This window comes from Lentzea indica (assembly GCF_012184385.1).
GTDB classification, from domain to species: domain Bacteria; phylum Actinomycetota; class Actinomycetes; order Mycobacteriales; family Pseudonocardiaceae; genus Lentzea; species Lentzea indica.
In genome coordinates this window covers 1-16,091 of sequence record NZ_VSRL01000203.1, presented here as the reverse complement: position 1 = coordinate 16,091, position 16,091 = coordinate 1, and the positions used below count along the sequence as shown (strand labels likewise).

Genomic DNA, 16,091 nt, shown 5'->3' with positions numbered 1-16,091 from the left:
GGCACGGGTGCCGGCCGGGCGCGCCGCACCAGCAGCTGCCGCAGGTGTCTCGCGTGACGGCGGCTGACCGGCAGCACGGCGCCGCCGATCGTGACGCTCAGATGCCCGTCTTCGAGCCGCAGCTCGTCGATGTGCCCCAGCGACACCAGGTGGCTGCGGTGGATGCGGACGAATCCCGCGCTGCGCCAGCGTTCTTCGAGCCCGTTCAACGCCGCGCGCACGAGACCGCTGCCGGTCGCGGTGTGCAGGCGGGCGTAGTCGCCGTGCGCCTCCACGTACCGGATGTCGGCGAGGCGGATGAAACGGGTGACGCCACCGAGCTCGACGGGGATGACCTCGTCACCCATCTCCGGCGGCGTCGCGTTCGCGGACTGCGCGGGAGCAGGGGCGGTGGGTTCGGCGGCCGTCTTGGAGTCCCAGACCTCGTGAACGATGCGGTGCACGGACTCGGCGAGCCGTTCCTGGCGCACCGGCTTGAGCAGGTAGTCGAGCGCCTTGAGCTCGAACGCCTCCACCGCGGGCTGCTGGTGCGCCGTCACGAACACCACGGGCGGCGGCTGCGCGAACCGCGACAGCACGCGGGCGAGGTCGAGACCGTCGAGCCCCGGCATGCGGATGTCGAGGAACACCGCGTCCAGCGGCTGCCCGGCGTCCATCGCGCGGTGCAGCACCCGAAGCGCCTTCGTGGCGTCGGTGACCGCTTCCACGTGAGCGATGCGCGGATCGGAGCGCAACAGGTACACGAGGTCTTCCAGCGCGGGTGCCTCGTCGTCGACGGCGAGCACCCGGAGGGATCGCTCGAGGCTGCCACGTCGATCCGGCCCCTCGCAGACGGGGCAGGGCAGACCTGAGGTCATTCGAGATCGAGTCCAAACTGTGTACGGCCGATCCTCACGTGGCGGCGATTAGACCACGCTCGGTCATCGCGCGCCTGGTGAGCCGAGGGGCGTCGGATACGCGATCATGCCCCCTCACGGAGGGTGACCCGCCGCGGGGGTCCGGCCGCGCAACGTGCGCATGCGTCATCCCCCTCCCGCCCGGAAGCCTGGTCCGGCGCATCATCCGTCAGGGGGAGGACGTGCGGAAACCCTCCGATCGGGTGCGTCTCGGATGCGAGACGGAATCCGCTATCACGCAGCGTGCAGTTGCCTGGTCAGGCACCTCGTTGTCGTTTTTGTCAGCCTTGTGCCGTCTGCCGGGCCGGAGCGTCAGGTCTGACGGACCGCCCTGGGCTGGGCCGCCAAAGCGTCACCGAGCGTGATCTCCAGCTCGATGAACGACTCCTCCGCGCGGCGGGCGGCGACGCTCACCGACGCGGCCGCGGCGGGGCCGATGAGTCTGCGGGTGGGCGCGCGCAGCGCCTGGATCGCCTCGGACCACTGGTTCGAGAGCTTGGCGAGACCGCTCAGCGTGTCGACGAGGTCGTCGGTGTTGTCCGGCGGCGACGCGATGATCTCCGCCAGCCGGTCGCGCAGCGCGTCCAGTGCCGGGTCCACTTCTATCCTCCCGTCGTGCTGCGCGAGAGGACGAGTTCGGAAATTTCCCCCGCTGAGCAACACCATATCTCGGCCGCTGTGGTCCAGCGCAATGATGTTCCCCCACCGGGACCACCCGGTCAATCGCACCTCCATTCCGTCTCAACAGGCGCTCGTCTCAACTGGTGCGTTCTTATGGCGGGCGGCTGAAATGAACGGGTTTCGACGTTTAGTCGGTGTTTCCCGACGCGCTGTCGGTTCTACGTGCCTGGTAGGCCAGGTGGCGCCGGGGGTGTTGGGCCGAATCGGTGTGTCCTGCGCCGCATCAATCACCGCTTTGCGTTCCCGGTCGGGGACTTCTCGACAGATGTATTAACTCTTTTGCTGCAGTGAGATGCCGCTGATGTGGGCGATCGTGTGCGGAGTTCAGTCGTTCGGGTTCATACAGGATTATCGAACGGTTCTCCGGCAGTCCCGCCGTTGTCTCAACGCGGATGGCGGAGCAGTAGGACGCCGCGCAGCCCGATCCGTGCGGAGCCGTCCGCGTCCATCAGGAGGACATCGCACTCGGCCCGCCCGTCCCGCACCCGTCCGGCGGAGATGGCGACCTTTCCGGGAGTGGACAGAAGTCCGGTGCGGTGCACGCGGACCTCACGCACGTTCTTCGCCGTCGCGGTGCCGCCGAACTCGTCGTGCGCCCAGTCCGCGGCTTCGCGGAAGCATTCGTCGAGCGCGTGGGGACCACGGACAGTGACGATCTTCGGTGCTGCGGGCTCGTGCGGCGCACTCGGCTCGGCGATTCTGGCACGTCCGTGCAGGACATTCGAGACCAGTGCGAGCAGTTTTCCCTGACCACGCACGGTGATCGGGCCGGTTCCGGTGCCGGGATCGCGCAGCAGGGAGACGTCGCGCAACGTCGTCGCGCCCGAGGCGGCGACGAAGCATTCGATCATCCACGCCAGTGGGCTGCGCGACTCGGCGGTCGTGACTTCGACGCTGAAGTCGCGAGGCGCCGGTACCGGTTCGCGGAGGTGTTCGCCTTCGAGTGCCGCTTGCAACTCGCCGAGGGTGCGGAACCCGCAGGCCTCGGTGACGGTGATCGCCGGCAGGCCGGGCAGCCGGGTGCGCAACGCGATGAGCAGTTCGACGCGGGCGAGCGAGCCGAGGTGCAGATCCGCTGTCAGTTCGAGTTCGGGTGTGAGAGTCGCGGCCGGACGTCCTGTTCGCGCGGACAGGAGTGACAGCAGCACGTGCGCGGGCGAAGAAAGGGAGGACATCTCATTCCGGGGTCGCTTCACGTCTCATTTGGAAACCGGTGACAACGGCTGACCTAGCAGGTGCATTCGTGGGCAAATGACCTGTTTGCGCAGGTCAACAGTCCTGAGTGTGCTTGACCGTGGAGTAAACAGGGAATCTCAAAGCCCGGTTCGAGTCAAGTGGCTTGTCTTGTTGTGACAACAATGTGTCAGTTGGTGTCGGCTATTCGGGTAACGGAGGGTTCCGCAGCCGACGTGGGAGGGATACCGTCCATCGCGATGAAAACGAGCGCCTCTCCCGACACCGTCGTTTCCGCATTTCAGGCATTGCGGAAACGCTCTCCCGAACGGCTTCTGTTCACGTTCGTCGACGAACACGGCCGCGACGAGGAGACGGTCACCGTCTCGGCTTTGGGCGAAGCCGCGACGGCTGTGGGGAGCGCGCTGCGCGGCTGGGGCTTCCGTCCTGGCGACCGGGCGCTGCTGGTCTACCCTCCCGGCCCGGACTTCCTGCGCGCGCTCGTCGGTTGCCTGACCGCCGGTGTCGTCCCGGTGCCGGTGTATCCGCCGAACCCGATGCGGCTGGGCCACGACATGGCCGGGTTCCGGTCCATCGTGGACAGTTGTGCGCCTCGTGCGGTGCTGACCAACGGTGCCTACGAACGCGCCCGCACCGTCGGCGCGGTCACCGGCTTCTTCGACCGCGCCAAGCCGGAGTGGCCCCGCCTGCGCTGGCATCGCACGGACCGGGTGCGGCCCGGTTCGTCCTTCGACTGGCACGCGCCCGTCTCCGTCGACGAACCGGCCTTGCTGCAGTACACGTCCGGCTCGACCGCGTCACCCAAGGGCGTCGTGATCACGCATGGCAACCTGGCCTGCGAGATCAGCGCGAACGCCCTGGACCTGGGCCTCGGTGACGACACGGTCGGCGTGTTCTGGCTGCCGCAGTACCACGACCTGGGCCTGATCAGCGTCATCCTGAGCACGCTGACCGGGAACTCGCACAGCTACCTGATGTCGCCGCTGTCGTTCCTGCACCGCCCGGCCCTGTGGTTCGACGTGATGTCCCGCGTCCGCGCCACCCACACCGCCGCACCGAACTTCGCCTTCGACCTGGCCGTCCGCAAGACCACGGCCGAACAACGCGCCGCGTGGGACCTGAGCGCCCTGCGCGTGGTGATGTCCGCGGCCGAACCGGTCCGCGCGTCCACAGTGGACGCCTTCTGCACCGCCTTCGCGTCGGCCGGCCTGCGCCGATCCTCGTTCTACCCGGCCTACGGTCTCGCCGAGCACACGGTCAGCGTGTCGATGGGCGGCAAGGCGGTGCTGCGTTTGGACCGCGCCGCGCTGCAACGCGGCGAGGTGCTCGCGTCGCCGGACGGCCTGCCCGTCATGGGCTGCGGCCGCGTCACCAAGCCCTCGGCTCACGTGCTGATCGTCGACCCTGAGACCTGCCTGCCGTGTGCGGGCGACCGCGTCGGCGAGATCTGGGTGACCTCGGGGACGAAGGCCGCCGGCTACTTCGGCATGGAGAGCGAGAGCCGGCGGGTGTTCGAGGCCCAGGTCCCCGGCGACGAGCGGTTCTACCTGCGCACCGGTGACCTCGGGTTCTTCCACGAGAGCGAGCTGTTCATCACCGGACGGCTCAAGGACGTGATCATCATCAACGGCCGCAACCACTACCCGCAGGACATCGAGGACTCCGTGCGGGACTGCCACACCGGTGTGCGGCCGGGTGGTGTCGTCGCGTTCGGGGTGCCGCGTGAGGAGGGCGAACGGCTCGTGCTGTTCGTGGAGACCCGTTCCAAGGCGCCGGACGCGGAGTGCGCGGAGATCGCGGAGGCCGCGCGGCGACGGGTGTTCGAGACGCACGGGCTGGCGGTCGACGAGGTGGTGGTGCGGCCGCAGGGGCTGGTGCTGAAGACGACCAGTGGGAAGGTGCGGCGGCGGGCATGCCGTCAGGCGTTCCTCGAAGGCCGTGTGTGATGGGCGCGCGTGATGGGCGTGCACCACACACACGACTCCTGCCGGGTTCCCCCAATTTCAAGAGTAGCGAGCGGGTCTGACATGAAGACCGTGGTGATCGTCGGCGCGGGTGTCAGTGGTCTCACGACGGCCCGCGCGTTGCGCCAGGCCGGTCACCGGGCGATCGTCCTCGAACGGGGTGCGGACGTCGGTGGCAAGTGCGCGTCGGTCGACATCGGCGGTCACGCGTTCGATCTCGGCGGTCACGTCTGCACGACGCAGTACCGGCGGCTGGCCGCATTGGTCACCGAGCTCGGCCTCGAAACCGAGCCGACGACACCGCATCGGGTGTTCGACGCGGCGAACGGCGAGTCGCGGCCGCAGAGTTCGGCGTTCTTCACCTACGAGAACTTCCAGCGGTACACGGCGATTCGCGAGGCGGAGTTCCCGCGCCTCGGTGATCCCGGCCTGGCGCACTCGGCCAAGGCGCTCAGCATCCCGGCGAGCCAGTGGCTGCGCGAGCAAGGGCTGGAGGCGATGGCCGAGTCGTTCGGCACCGGGTACACGGCGGCGGGCTACGGGCGGCTCGATGAGGTTCCCGCGCTGTACTTCCTGAAGTACGCGGAGATGACGGGACTTCTGTCGAGCACCCGCGACCTGCTCGGGCACGTGGGCAGCTTCACGATCAAGGGCGGCTTCGGCTCGCTCTGGCAGCGCGTCGCGCAGGACCTCGACGTGCGGCTGAACGTCGAGATCGAGCAGATCGTGCGCAACGCCGACGGGGTGCGGGTCAAGGCGGGGGAGTGGATCGAGGCGGACGCCATCGTGCTGACCGTGCCGATCGACCAGGTTCCGGCACTCGACGCGACGCCGGAGGAACGCGGCATCGCCGCACGGGTGCGGTACCTCGACTACTCGACGATGGTGTGCGCGGCCGAAGGGCTGCCGCGCGAGGCGTTCTCGCTCGTCGCGCAACCGAGGAACGTCGTGTCGTTCCACCACCGCTACGAGGACAGCGATGTCTACACCTGCTACGCGTACGGGGCCGATGCGTTCGATGAAGATGTCACGGTGTTGGGTGGCCTGCTTCGCAAGCCGTACCTGCGGAAGGACTGGAAGTTCCTGCCGCACTTCGGGTCCGACGATCTGGCCACCGGCGTCCTCGACCGCGTCGAGGCCTTGCAGGGCGAGCTGAACACGTTCCACGTCGGCAGCCTCCCGGCGTTCGAACTGGTCGAGTGCGCGATCGTGTACGCCGAAGACCTTGTGGCAGAACACTTCGGTGCCGCGACGGGCAGCCGCGCCGTCACGACGACGCAGACGATCCGCGAGTGGCTGGTCAAGCACATCGCGGCCGAGCTGCACGTGCCCGAGTTCGCGGTCTCGCCGTCGGCGCCGCTCACCTCGCTCGGCCTGGAGTCGCTGTCGGTGGCGACACTGCAGAGCGAACTCTCCGACTGGCTCGGGTTCCGGGTGCCGCACACGTTGTTCCTCGAACTGCCCACTGTGGACGCCGTCGCGGAAAACCTTGCGCGCCAGGACGTTCCGCAGTCGAGCAGCTCGCTGGCCCTCGCGCTGACCACGCCGAGGCCGTTCTTCTGCATCGGCGGCGCGGTCGGAGCGGCGTACTACCTGCTTCCGCTGGCCCGCGCGGTCGGGCAGGGCCAGCCGTTCTACGGCCTGCAGGGACCGGGTTTCGACGGCACCGAGGAACCCGTGGACGACATCCCGGAGCTCGCCGCCCGGTACGTCGCGGAGATCAAGCAGGTCCAGCCGTACGGGCCGTACCTCGTCGGCGGCCACTCGTTCGGCGGGATCGTGGCCTACGAGGTCGGCAGGCAGCTGCGGCGGCGCGGCGACGAGGTCGCGCGCGTGATCATGATCGACGCGTACCCCGCGGTGCCGGGACAGCAGGAGCCGCCGTGGGACGAGCGCGCGGTGATCGAGGAACTGTGGACGATCCGGCAGCACTCGTTCCAGGACAACGGCGCACCCCGCCGCCGCGTCGACCAGTCGCTGACGCCCGCCGAGCAACGCGAGCAACTCGGCCGGTTCCTCGGCGCGTCCGGCGCCCGGCCCGTCGAGGAGCACATCGCCACGATCATGGGCGTCTACCAGGCCCAGGTGGAGGCGCTCGTGCGGTACGAGCCGCCCGCGTCTGACCTCGACGTCACGCTGATCAAGGCCACCGGCGGCTTCCCCGAGGTGCTCAAGGACGACAGGCACGTCGAGCTGTTCTCCGACTCGCCCGCGAACGGCTGGGAACGCGTCCCGATGGGCTCGCTGGAGGTAGTCAGCGTCCCCGGTGACCACTTCACGATGCTGGTCCCACCCGCGCTCACGACGCTGGCCAACGCCGTTCGCACCGCCATCGCCCAGGTGCCGCCGCCTCCACCGCCACCGGCGGCGCACGTCGAGTCGTCCATCCACATCAACCCGATGCACCCGGACTTCCTCGCCGACCCGTACCCGTTCTACGCGCTGCTGCGGGACCTCGCGCCGGTCCACTACGACGACGCGCTGGACGGCTGGGTGCTGACGAGCACGCGGACGTCACCGACGTGCTGCGCCGCACGACGGTGATCCGCCCGTCCACCGCGACCCTGATGGCCAGGCTCCCCGGCGACGTCCTCGCGGAGATGAACCCGTTCGTCCGGCGCCTGGACTCGTCGCTGCCGTTCAGCAACCGCCCCAGCCACACCCGGCTGCGCAAGCTGATGAACCGCAGCTTCACCCCGCGTGCGATGGAGCACCGCCGAGCGATCGTGGAGGCGACCTGCCGCTCGTTGCTCGACGACTTCACCGGCGGCGACTTCCTCGCCGAGGTCGCCTACCCGTTCCCGGCGCGCGTCGTGATGGATCTCGTCGGCGTGCCACGAGAAGACCAGCGGCAGCTCACGCGGTGGGGCACCGAGGTCATGAAAACGCTGGGGGAGGGGCAATACGGCACGGACCCGATCGCCGTCGCGCACGCCTCCTCCGCGGCGATGGACTCGCTCATGGACTACCTGCGCGACCTGGTGGCCGAGCGCCGGCGACGTCCGTGCGACGACCTGATCTCCGAACAGCTGAGGGCGTCCGACGCCGATCTGTTCGGCGAGCGCGGCGAATGGGACGGCGACGACGAGCTGATCGTCAACGTCATCTCGCTGATCAACGCCGGCCTGGAGACGACGGCGAACTACCTCGGCAACGGCGTGCTCGCCTTGCTGCGCAACCCTTCTCAGCTCGCCCTGCTGCGCACCGAGCCCATCGCGGCGACCGCGGCGGAGGAGCTGCTGCGGTACGACTCGCCCGCGCCGATCATCACCCCGCAGCTCGCGAGCGAGGACCTGGAGATCGGCGGCCAGCGGATCAGGGCCGGCGAACTGCTGTTCCCCGTGCTCGGCGCGGCCAACCGCGACCCGGCCAGGTACACCGATCCCGAGACGCTGGACCTCACGCGGGAGTCGGCGGTCACGCACCTGACGTTCGGAGCGGGCATCCACTACTGCATCGGCGCGTTCCTCGGCCGGTTGGAAGGCCAGGTGCTGTTCCCGATGCTGGCGCGGCGATTCCCGGGGCTGCGGCTCGATCCGGACGCCGGGGAGCCGGTGTTCCGGCCCGACCCGGCGTTGCGCGGCCTCAAGTCACTGCACCTGCTCGTCGACTGAGGAGGTCCGAAATACCGGACGGCGGGCCCTGGACGCGCAAGGATGGCCGGCATGACATTGCCCGCCTTCCCCGAAGAGTCCATCCAGCGCGTGCTCTGCGTCGTCGCGCACCCCGACGACATGGAGTACGGCACGTCCGCAGCCGTCGCCCGCTGGACCGCGCGCGGCATCGAGGTCGGTTATCTCCTGCTCACCCGCGGTGAGGCGGGCATGCCGAACCCTCCAGAGGAGACGGCTCGCCTGCGCGTGGCCGAGCAGCAGGCCGCCTGCGCCGTCGTCGGCGTCAAGCACCTGACGGTCCTCGAACATCCGGACGGCGTGCTCGTCTACGGCCTCGACCTGCGCAGGGACATCTGCCGGGAGATCCGCAGGTTCAAGCCCGACGTCGTGCTCGGCACCGGGTACGAGATCGAGACGCCCTTCGGCTTCGACCAGGCCGATCACCGGGCGGCCGGGCTCGCGACGCTCGACGCGGTGCGCGACGCGGGCAACCGCTGGGTCTTCCCCGAGCAGATCGACGACGAGGACCTCGAACCGCACTCCGCGCGCTGGTACATCGTCCCGGGGCTTCCCGGCTCCGGCGCGACCCACGGCGTCGACATCACGGGTGAGCCGCTGCGCCGCGGAGTTGCCTCGCTCGAAGCGCACGCCGCGTATCTGGCCGCGCTTCCTGGCCACCCCGCCCCCGCGGACTTCATCCCGAAGTTCACCGCGATGAGCGGCGAGGCCATGGGCGTCGAGCACGCCGTCCTGCTCCGCGCCCACGACCTGCAGGCACCGCCGGAGTTCTGACCCGCGCCTACAGGCGGCCGACGTCGGTGATGACCACGACGGCCTCGCCGACCTCGTCGGACGCCGCCAGGTCGATCTCCGCGTTGAAGCCCCAGTCCTTGTCACCGGCGGGGTCCTCGAAGATCTGCCGGCACACCCAGCGCTCGCGCTCGACGTTGATGATCAGGAACGCCGGGCCGCGCGCGTTCGGGCCTGCGCCGATGTCCGAGTGCTCCTCGAAGTACGGCTCCAGGGCGTCCATCCACTCCTTGGCCGTCCAGCCGGACTCGTGGTCCAGCTCGCCCAGCGAGTACCAGTCGCGCTTGGCGGCCAGCTCGACGCGGCGGAACAGCGCGTTGCGGACCAGCACGCGGAACGCGCGGACGTTGCGGGTGACCGCGGGCGGCAGGTCGACGCGGACCTCTTCGACAGGGGCGTCCGGGTTGGTGAGCTTCTCCCACTCGTCGATCAGCGACGAGTCGACCTGGCGGACCAGCTCGCCCAGCCACGAGGTCAGGTCGTTGAGCTCCTCGGTCTTCGCCTCCTCCGGCACCGTCTGCGACAGCGCCTTGTAGGCGTCGGCCAGGTACCGCAGCACCAGGCCCTCGGAGCGCGCCAGGCCGTAGAACGACACGTACTCCGTGAACGTCATCGCGCGCTCGTACATGTCGCGCACGACGGACTTGGGGGAGAGGTTGTAGTCGCCGACCCACGGGTGGCCGCGGCGGTAGGTCAGGAACGCCGCCTCCAGCAGCTCGGCGAGCGGCTTCGGGTACGTGACCTCCTCCAGCAGCTCCATCCGCTGGTCGTACTCGATGCCCTCGGCCTTCATCGCGCCGATCGCCTCGCCGCGCGCCTTGTGCTCCTGCGCGCCCAGGATCTGCCTCGGGTCGTCCAGAATGGACTCGATCACCGACAGCACGTCCAGCTCGTAGCCCGGCGCCTCGCGGTCCAGGAGCTCGATCGCGGCCAGGGCGAACGGCGACAGCGGCTGGTTCAGCGCGAAGTTGAACTGCAGGTCGACGGTGAGCCGGAAGTCGTCACCGTCGCGTTCCACCACACCGGCCGCCACCAGGGCCCGGTACATGGCCAGAGCGCGCCGGATGTGCTTGAGCTGCTTCGGACGGTCCTCGTGGTTGTCCTCCAGCAGGTGCCGCATCGCCGCGAACGCTCCGCCGGCGGGACGGCCGATCACGTTGAGCAGCATGGCGTGCGAGACCTGGAAGCTGGACGTCAGCGGCTCGGGTTCGGCGCCGACGAGCCGGTCGAACGTCGACTCGCTCCAGGAGACGAACCCGTCAGGAGCCTTCTTGCGCACGACCTTGCGGCGCTTCTTCGGGTCGTCGCCCGCCTTGGCGAGCGCCTTGATGTTCTCGACCTCGTGCTCGGGCGCCTGCACGACGACGGTGCCCACCGTGTCGTAGCCCGCGCGGCCCGCCCGTCCCGCGATCTGGTGGAACTCGCGGGCCTTCAGGATGCGCGTGCGGGTGCCGTCGTACTTCGAGAGCGCGGTGAACACGACGGTGCGGATCGGCACGTTGATGCCGACGCCGAGCGTGTCCGTGCCGCAGATGACCTTGAGCAGACCGGCCTGGGCCAGCTGCTCGACCAGGCGGCGGTACTTGGGCAGCATGCCGGCGTGGTGCACGCCGATGCCGTGCCGAACGAGCCGCGACAGCGTCTTGCCGAACCCGGAGGAGAAGCGGAAGTTGCCGATCAACGTGGCGATCGCTTCCTTCTCCGGCTTCGTCGCGACGTTGACGCTCATCAGCGACTGCGCGCGCTCCAGCGCGGCGGCCTGGGTGAAGTGCACGACGTAGATCGGCGCCTCACGGCCGTGCAACAGGTCTTCGATCGTCTCGTGCAACGGCGTGGAGACGTACTGGAAGTTCAACGGCACCGGGCGCTGGGCCGAGCGGACCACCGCCGTCGGGCGGCCGGTGCGCCGGGCCAGGTCCTTCTCGAAGAACGTGACGTCGCCGAGCGTCGCCGACATCAGCAGGAACTGCGCCTGCGGCAGCTCGATCAGCGGCACCTGCCACGCCCAGCCGCGGTCGGGCTCGCTGTAGAAGTGGAACTCGTCCATCACGACCTGGCCGACGTCGGCCGTGACACCGTCGCGCAACGCGATGTTCGCGAGGATCTCCGCGGTGCAGCAGATGATGGGCGCCTGGTCGTTGACGCTGGCGTCGCCGGTCATCATGCCGACGTTCTCCGGACCGAACACCTCGCACAGCGCGAAGAACTTCTCCGAGACCAGCGCCTTGATCGGCGCGGTGTAGAAGCTGCGCTGGTTGGCCGCCATGGCCACGAGGTGGGCGCCGATGGCCACCAGGCTCTTGCCGGACCCCGTCGGCGTGCTGAGGATGACGTTGGCCCCGGAAACGAGTTCGATGACCGCCTCCTCCTGCGCCGGGTACAGCGCGAGGCCGCGTTCGGCGGCCCAGTGGGAGAAGGTGTCGAACAGTTCGTCTTCGTCGGCGATCGAGGTGAGCCGGTCCGTGAGTGCAGTCATCGCAGGTGAACTATAGGTGGTACGCGTATTCGGTGAACTCCCAGTCGGTCACGAACCGCTGGAAGCGGGCCACCTCCTCCCACTTGAAGTCCACATAGGACCGTACGAAGTCCTTGCCCAGCACCTCGACCATCGCCGTGTCCTCCTCCAGATAGGCGAGTGCGTCGGGGAGCGTGGCCGGCAGCGTCGGAGCCTTCGACGGGTCGTACCCGTAACCGGCTGACGGCCGCGGCGGCTCGATCCTGTCGCGAATGCCCAGGTAGGTGGCCCCGATGAGGCCGGCGATGCCGAGGTAGGGGTTGGCGCTCGCGTCACCGAGCCGCAGCTCGAGACGGGTGGTCTCGCCGCGTTCGGCCGGCACCCGGAGCATCGCGCTGCGGTTGTCGAGGCCCCAGTCGATCAGCCACGGCGCGAGCGAGTCCGGGCCGAACCGCTTGTACGAGTTGACCGTCGGGTTGAGCAGCGCGGCCAGCGCCGGGGCGTGCTTGAGGATGCCGCCGATCGCCCAGCGGGCCTCGTCCGACAGGCCGTGCGAGGTGCCCGCCGCCTGGAACGCGTTGCGGCCGTCCTTCTCGTGGCACGACAGGTGCAGGTGGAAGCCGCTGCCACCGCCGTCGTTGAACGGCTTGGCCATGAACGTCGCCAGCCTGCCCTCGCGTCTTGCCAGCTCCTTGACGCTCGTCTTGAACCGGAACGCGCGATCGGCGGCATCCATGGCGGGCGAATGGACGAGGTTGATTTCGAACTGCCCGCCCGCGTACTCGTGGTTGCCGCCCGTCGTCTGCAGGCCCGCCGAGCTGAGAGTGCGGAGAGTTCTCAACAGATGACCGTCCGAATCGCCTCGGCGTCCGGTCGCATACACGTTGCCCGGCTCGTCGCAGTAGGGACGCCACCCGTTCGGGCGATCTTCGTCCGGCTCGCAGAGAAAATATTCCAACTCGGGACCGACCACCGGCGACAGGCCCGTCGCCGAGAATATTTCCAGGGCCCTGCGCAGCACCTGCCGCGGCGATTCGTCGACAGGTCTTTCGTCAGCGGGGCTCACCGCGTCGCCGATGCACCACGCCACCCCCGGCTCCCAGGGAATCGGGAGGAGGGTGTCGAGGTCGGGGACCACGATCACGTCGGGCAGCCCGGCGTCGAGCACACCCCCGTTCTCGGTGGTCTTGCCGCCGGGCGTGGTGCTGTAGACGGCCCGGCAGAACGACAGCCCTCGTTGCGTAACCGCAGGTAGATGCTCCACGAGGATGTCACGGCCCCGGTCGGTGCCCAGCAGGTCCGGGAAGACGACGCGCACCACGTCGATCCCGTCCTCGCCGAGTCTCGACGCGAGTTCCCGTGTCACCTGTTCACCGACCACGTCGAACTACCTTTCCGGCACAGTGTGTCGCTGGCGCGGAGGAGATAACGTTGAGGGACAAACGCTATCGATCCGTCCGTGGAGCAAAGACCGCGATCGGTCTCAGTGGTGCTCCACACTCATCGTCCACCACGAGGCAACAGTCCGTAACTGGACGGGTGACGACCGTCACGAGATCATGCACGATGTGGGATCGTGATCAAAGTGGTTGTGTACCGACTCGCACCACATCACAGACATAGTTCGGAACCGCAAGTATTGTGCCGGGAACACCTGAGCTCGAGCACGGGAGACTTTGAGTTGTCTGGTCACCACACGATTGCCGAGACCGAGAAAGCCGTACAGGCGAAGCTCGGTGCGGTGCCGCTGCATCGCGAGCAGATGGCGGCGGTGTCGAACATCCACCGCGCCGCGACCGCGATTCGCCAGCACCTCGAGAACTCGGTGCTGCGCACCAGCGATCTGACCTGGACCGGCTTCGTCGTGCTCTGGGTCGTGTGGATCTGGGGCGAGATGGAGACGCGTTACGTGGCCGAGGAGGCCGGGATCTCCAAGGGCACCCTGACGGGCGTCGCCAAGACGCTGCAGTCACGGGGGCTTCTGGAGCGCCTCGGTCACCCGACCGACGGGCGCCTCGCGGTCCTTCGGCTCACCCCTGAGGGTGAAGAGCTGATGGCCGACCTCTTCCCCAAGTTCAACGAGGAAGAGGTCTTCGTCTCCGACCCGCTCGAGTCGTCGGAGGCTCAGTCGCTGGCCGAGATGCTGCGCCGCATGGTGACGCACCTCGATGCCAACGGCGAGCAGCGCCGGCTCGACCTGCGCGGGGACACGCCGCTGCCGCCGCGCCGTTCCGGGCGGCGGGCCAAGCACGGCTGACGCCTGTGTCGGGTGGGCGACTCACCGTGAATGGGTCGCCCATTTCGGCGTTGCCGGAGTCTGATATGCCAGAGGCGGCCTCGGAGAAGGTGTCGCCGTCGGGCTGGAACAGCCAGACCTCGTCGGGCCACCCCGTGCGCGCAGCGCAGCCGCATTCGCCGAGGAGGAGATCGAATCCTAGTGGGGGTAGTAGCGTTCTAACCCATCTGGATCACTCTGGATCCGGTGAGCGGCGGGTGGCGGTCAGGCCGGCGCAACACCAGCGGGCTCCGGGAACCGATCATCGTGCGGTGTGTCGAGAATGCCGAACTGCGGCGTTCAGCCTCCGAACTCGATGGAACCGTCCTTCCTGCCCAGTTGGAAGAGCGTGCGGCAGACGAGCACGGCGATGAGGATCCAGCCGGCGAACACGGCGATCTCGAGTGCGACCCCGGTGAGCACCTGCTGGGTGGGTGCCCGCCCAGCACGTCGCGGATGGCCCGGAGTCCGTGAGTCAGCGGAAGCACCTGGCTGATCACCTGGATCCAGTCTGGTCAGAATGCGACGGGGACCTGCACGCCTGTGATGATCATGAGGAGGATGCTGGCGAGCCTGCCCAGGAGGTTGCGTGCGGGCATGAACCGCAACGCGAGCAAGCCGACGGTGAGGCCGAAGGCGTAGGCGCTGACCGCGACGACGAGGAGTATCGGCAGCGCGAGCAGGACGGAGCCGATCGGGAGCCAGACGCCCAGCAGCGGGGCCAGCAACAGCAGGCAGATCGCGCTGCACGTGACTCCGCGCGTACTACTTGGAAAGCGCACAGGCTATGCAGAGCAGGGGAGCTGCTGTGGCGGCTGCTCGGAAACAGCAGGAGGACGACGTCAGGGCGCGCTGGGAGCAGGACCGGTTCGCGCTGGTCGACCCGAAGAAGACCCTCGGCAGGCTGGCCGCTCAGCTGGGTCTCTTCCGCAAGACAGGCGATCTGACCAATGCGCTGATTGCGCGTGCTGCGCAGGATCCGGAGGTACGGCCGCGAGGACTGAAGGAGTTCCCGTGCCGGCCATCCATCCCTGGCATCCGAACACCCCTGACAGCTTGCTGTAGTTCCACGGGTGCAGGGTGCAGGACGTGTAGAACGGCTTGTCGGTGTGGAAGACCGTTGAATCGGCAAGCCACTGCTCGACGCCGTAGACCCCGTTGTTGATGACGAAGATGATGGGGTCGAGCCCGAAGCGGGTCTGTGTCGAGAGGCATTGGGTGGTCATTTGGAAGCCGCCGTCACCGGAGAAGACCATAACCCTCTGGTCGCTCTTCTTCGCCAGGCAGATGCCCGTCGCGGCCGGCGCGATGTAACCTATCGATGAATAGGAGGACTGACCGACGAACCTTCCTGGGCTGGGCACGTCGAGCAACAGACTGCCGAAGTAGTTCATGCTGGGATCGCTGCCGATGATGGTCTTCTCGTCGACGTACCTTTGAATGAAGTCGTAGACCCCCTGGTAGGTGATCCCGTCGACCGGGCTCACGGTTGGTGTGCTGTGGGCCGGCTTCTCCGGAAGATTCCAGACCCTGGGTGTGAGCGGTTTTGCCAGTATTCCGCCGATCAGGTGCTCCAGCGCGACCTGTCCGCCGAAATAGGTGCCGAACTTGACGGCGTCCAACGACGCGAACGCCGTCTTGTCGAAGTCCGGTTCCCAGCCCAACGAGTTGATGTCGGTCAGCCACACGCCGAGGACGAGTATGAAATCTGACGCCCTGGCCAGATCCATTACCGGGGTCGACGACGCCTGGCCGTCGAGTGCGCCGACGAACAGCGGATGATCCTCGGGAAGAACGGCCTTGCTCATGAGTTCCGTGACGAACGGGACGTTCAGTCGCTGGATCAGCCTCAGGGTCTGCTGTTGCAGTCCGAGTCGATCGATCTCCACGCCGACCCAGATCATGGGGTTCTCGGCGTTTTCGAGTTCTGCGCAGATCTGGGCGACCAACTGTTCGAGACTGGTCTCGTCCGACAGGATCCTGGCGGGCTGCAGAACGCCCCTCGGCGGCTCGCACTCCAGGTCGATCATGTCTGGAGCAGCTCCACGTAGATCTGGCGACGTTCGCTTCAGGTCGAGCTGGTCGAGCAGCGCGGCGGAACGTTTGGTCTCGTTGACCTTGGTGTCGACCAGGACCTGGGCCAGTACCAGCGAGTCGGTGTGCGACATCGCCGCGAGCAGGTGCACTCCGCCGGAGCCGTCG

Annotated in this window: 13 protein-coding genes; 5 read left to right on the top strand and 8 right to left on the bottom strand. The window is 68.0% G+C overall.

The window, feature by feature from the left end; translation table 11 throughout:
* From FXN61_RS36665 to FXN61_RS36655, 3 genes are all read right to left on the bottom strand, one after another.
* The coding region (locus FXN61_RS36665) for a LytR/AlgR family response regulator transcription factor (RefSeq protein WP_167978526.1) at nucleotides 1-857 on the bottom strand (857 nt) is incomplete at its 3' end.
* A gap of 351 nt (nucleotides 858-1,208) precedes the next feature.
* Nucleotides 1,209-1,496 (bottom strand): hypothetical protein, encoded by a 288-nt coding sequence (locus FXN61_RS36660; RefSeq protein WP_167978525.1) that lies wholly within the window; start codon nucleotides 1,494-1,496, stop codon nucleotides 1,209-1,211.
* Between the two features lie 464 nt (nucleotides 1,497-1,960).
* Nucleotides 1,961-2,752, bottom strand: coding sequence for an acyl carrier protein (locus FXN61_RS36655; protein WP_167978524.1), 792 nt, complete (start codon nucleotides 2,750-2,752; stop codon nucleotides 1,961-1,963).
* A 258-nt stretch (nucleotides 2,753-3,010) separates the two neighbouring features.
* Between FXN61_RS36655 and FXN61_RS36650 the strand changes: the two genes are divergently transcribed.
* The 4 genes from FXN61_RS36650 (at nucleotide 3,011) to FXN61_RS36635 (ending at nucleotide 9,141) form a co-directional block, all read left to right on the top strand.
* Nucleotides 3,011-4,717 carry a fatty acyl-AMP ligase gene (locus FXN61_RS36650; protein ID WP_167978523.1) on the top strand — a complete coding sequence of 569 codons (1,707 nt, stop codon included), beginning with the start codon at nucleotides 3,011-3,013 and terminating at the stop codon, nucleotides 4,715-4,717.
* A gap of 81 nt (nucleotides 4,718-4,798) precedes the next feature.
* Nucleotides 4,799-7,279 (top strand): FAD-dependent oxidoreductase, encoded by a 2,481-nt coding sequence (locus tag FXN61_RS36645; RefSeq protein WP_167978522.1) that lies wholly within the window; start codon nucleotides 4,799-4,801, stop codon nucleotides 7,277-7,279.
* Entirely contained in the window at nucleotides 7,258-8,349 is a 1,092-nt protein-coding gene (locus FXN61_RS36640; protein WP_167978521.1) for a cytochrome P450, read from the top strand. The genes FXN61_RS36645 and FXN61_RS36640 overlap by 22 nt, the downstream gene beginning before the upstream one ends.
* Before the next feature lie 42 nt (nucleotides 8,350-8,391).
* Nucleotides 8,392-9,141: a PIG-L deacetylase family protein gene (locus tag FXN61_RS36635; RefSeq protein WP_167978520.1), complete on the top strand. Its 750-nt coding sequence runs from the start codon at nucleotides 8,392-8,394 to the stop codon at nucleotides 9,139-9,141.
* A gap of 7 nt (nucleotides 9,142-9,148) precedes the next feature.
* Here FXN61_RS36635 and FXN61_RS36630 read toward each other — a convergent pair whose 3' ends face one another.
* A complete protein-coding gene (locus FXN61_RS36630) occupies nucleotides 9,149-11,635 on the bottom strand; it encodes a DEAD/DEAH box helicase (RefSeq protein WP_167978519.1) in 2,487 nt (828 codons plus the stop codon).
* A 10-nt stretch (nucleotides 11,636-11,645) separates the two neighbouring features.
* Entirely contained in the window at nucleotides 11,646-12,980 is a 1,335-nt protein-coding gene (locus FXN61_RS36625; RefSeq protein ID WP_312878273.1) for a glutamine synthetase family protein, read from the bottom strand.
* A gap of 210 nt (nucleotides 12,981-13,190) precedes the next feature.
* On the opposite strand from FXN61_RS36625, the gene FXN61_RS36620 reads away from it, so the two are divergent.
* Nucleotides 13,191-13,871 (top strand): MarR family winged helix-turn-helix transcriptional regulator, encoded by a 681-nt coding sequence (locus FXN61_RS36620; protein ID WP_312878272.1) that lies wholly within the window; start codon nucleotides 13,191-13,193, stop codon nucleotides 13,869-13,871.
* Nucleotides 13,872-14,189: 318 nt separating this feature from the next.
* Here FXN61_RS36620 and FXN61_RS54795 read toward each other — a convergent pair whose 3' ends face one another.
* The 3 genes from FXN61_RS54795 to FXN61_RS36610 all read right to left on the bottom strand — a co-directional run bounded on the left by FXN61_RS54795 (nucleotide 14,190) and on the right by FXN61_RS36610 (nucleotide 16,075).
* Nucleotides 14,190-14,312 carry a hypothetical protein gene (locus FXN61_RS54795; protein ID WP_281360794.1) on the bottom strand — a complete coding sequence of 41 codons (123 nt, stop codon included), beginning with the start codon at nucleotides 14,310-14,312 and terminating at the stop codon, nucleotides 14,190-14,192.
* A gap of 92 nt (nucleotides 14,313-14,404) precedes the next feature.
* On the bottom strand, nucleotides 14,405-14,617 hold the full coding sequence (locus tag FXN61_RS36615) for a hypothetical protein (RefSeq protein ID WP_167978517.1): 213 nt from the start codon (nucleotides 14,615-14,617) through the stop codon (nucleotides 14,405-14,407).
* A gap of 114 nt (nucleotides 14,618-14,731) precedes the next feature.
* Complete coding sequence (locus FXN61_RS36610) at nucleotides 14,732-16,075, bottom strand: thiamine pyrophosphate-dependent enzyme (protein WP_223165759.1); 1,344 nt, start codon at nucleotides 16,073-16,075, stop codon at nucleotides 14,732-14,734.
* Between the last annotated feature and the right edge of the window lie 16 nt (nucleotides 16,076-16,091).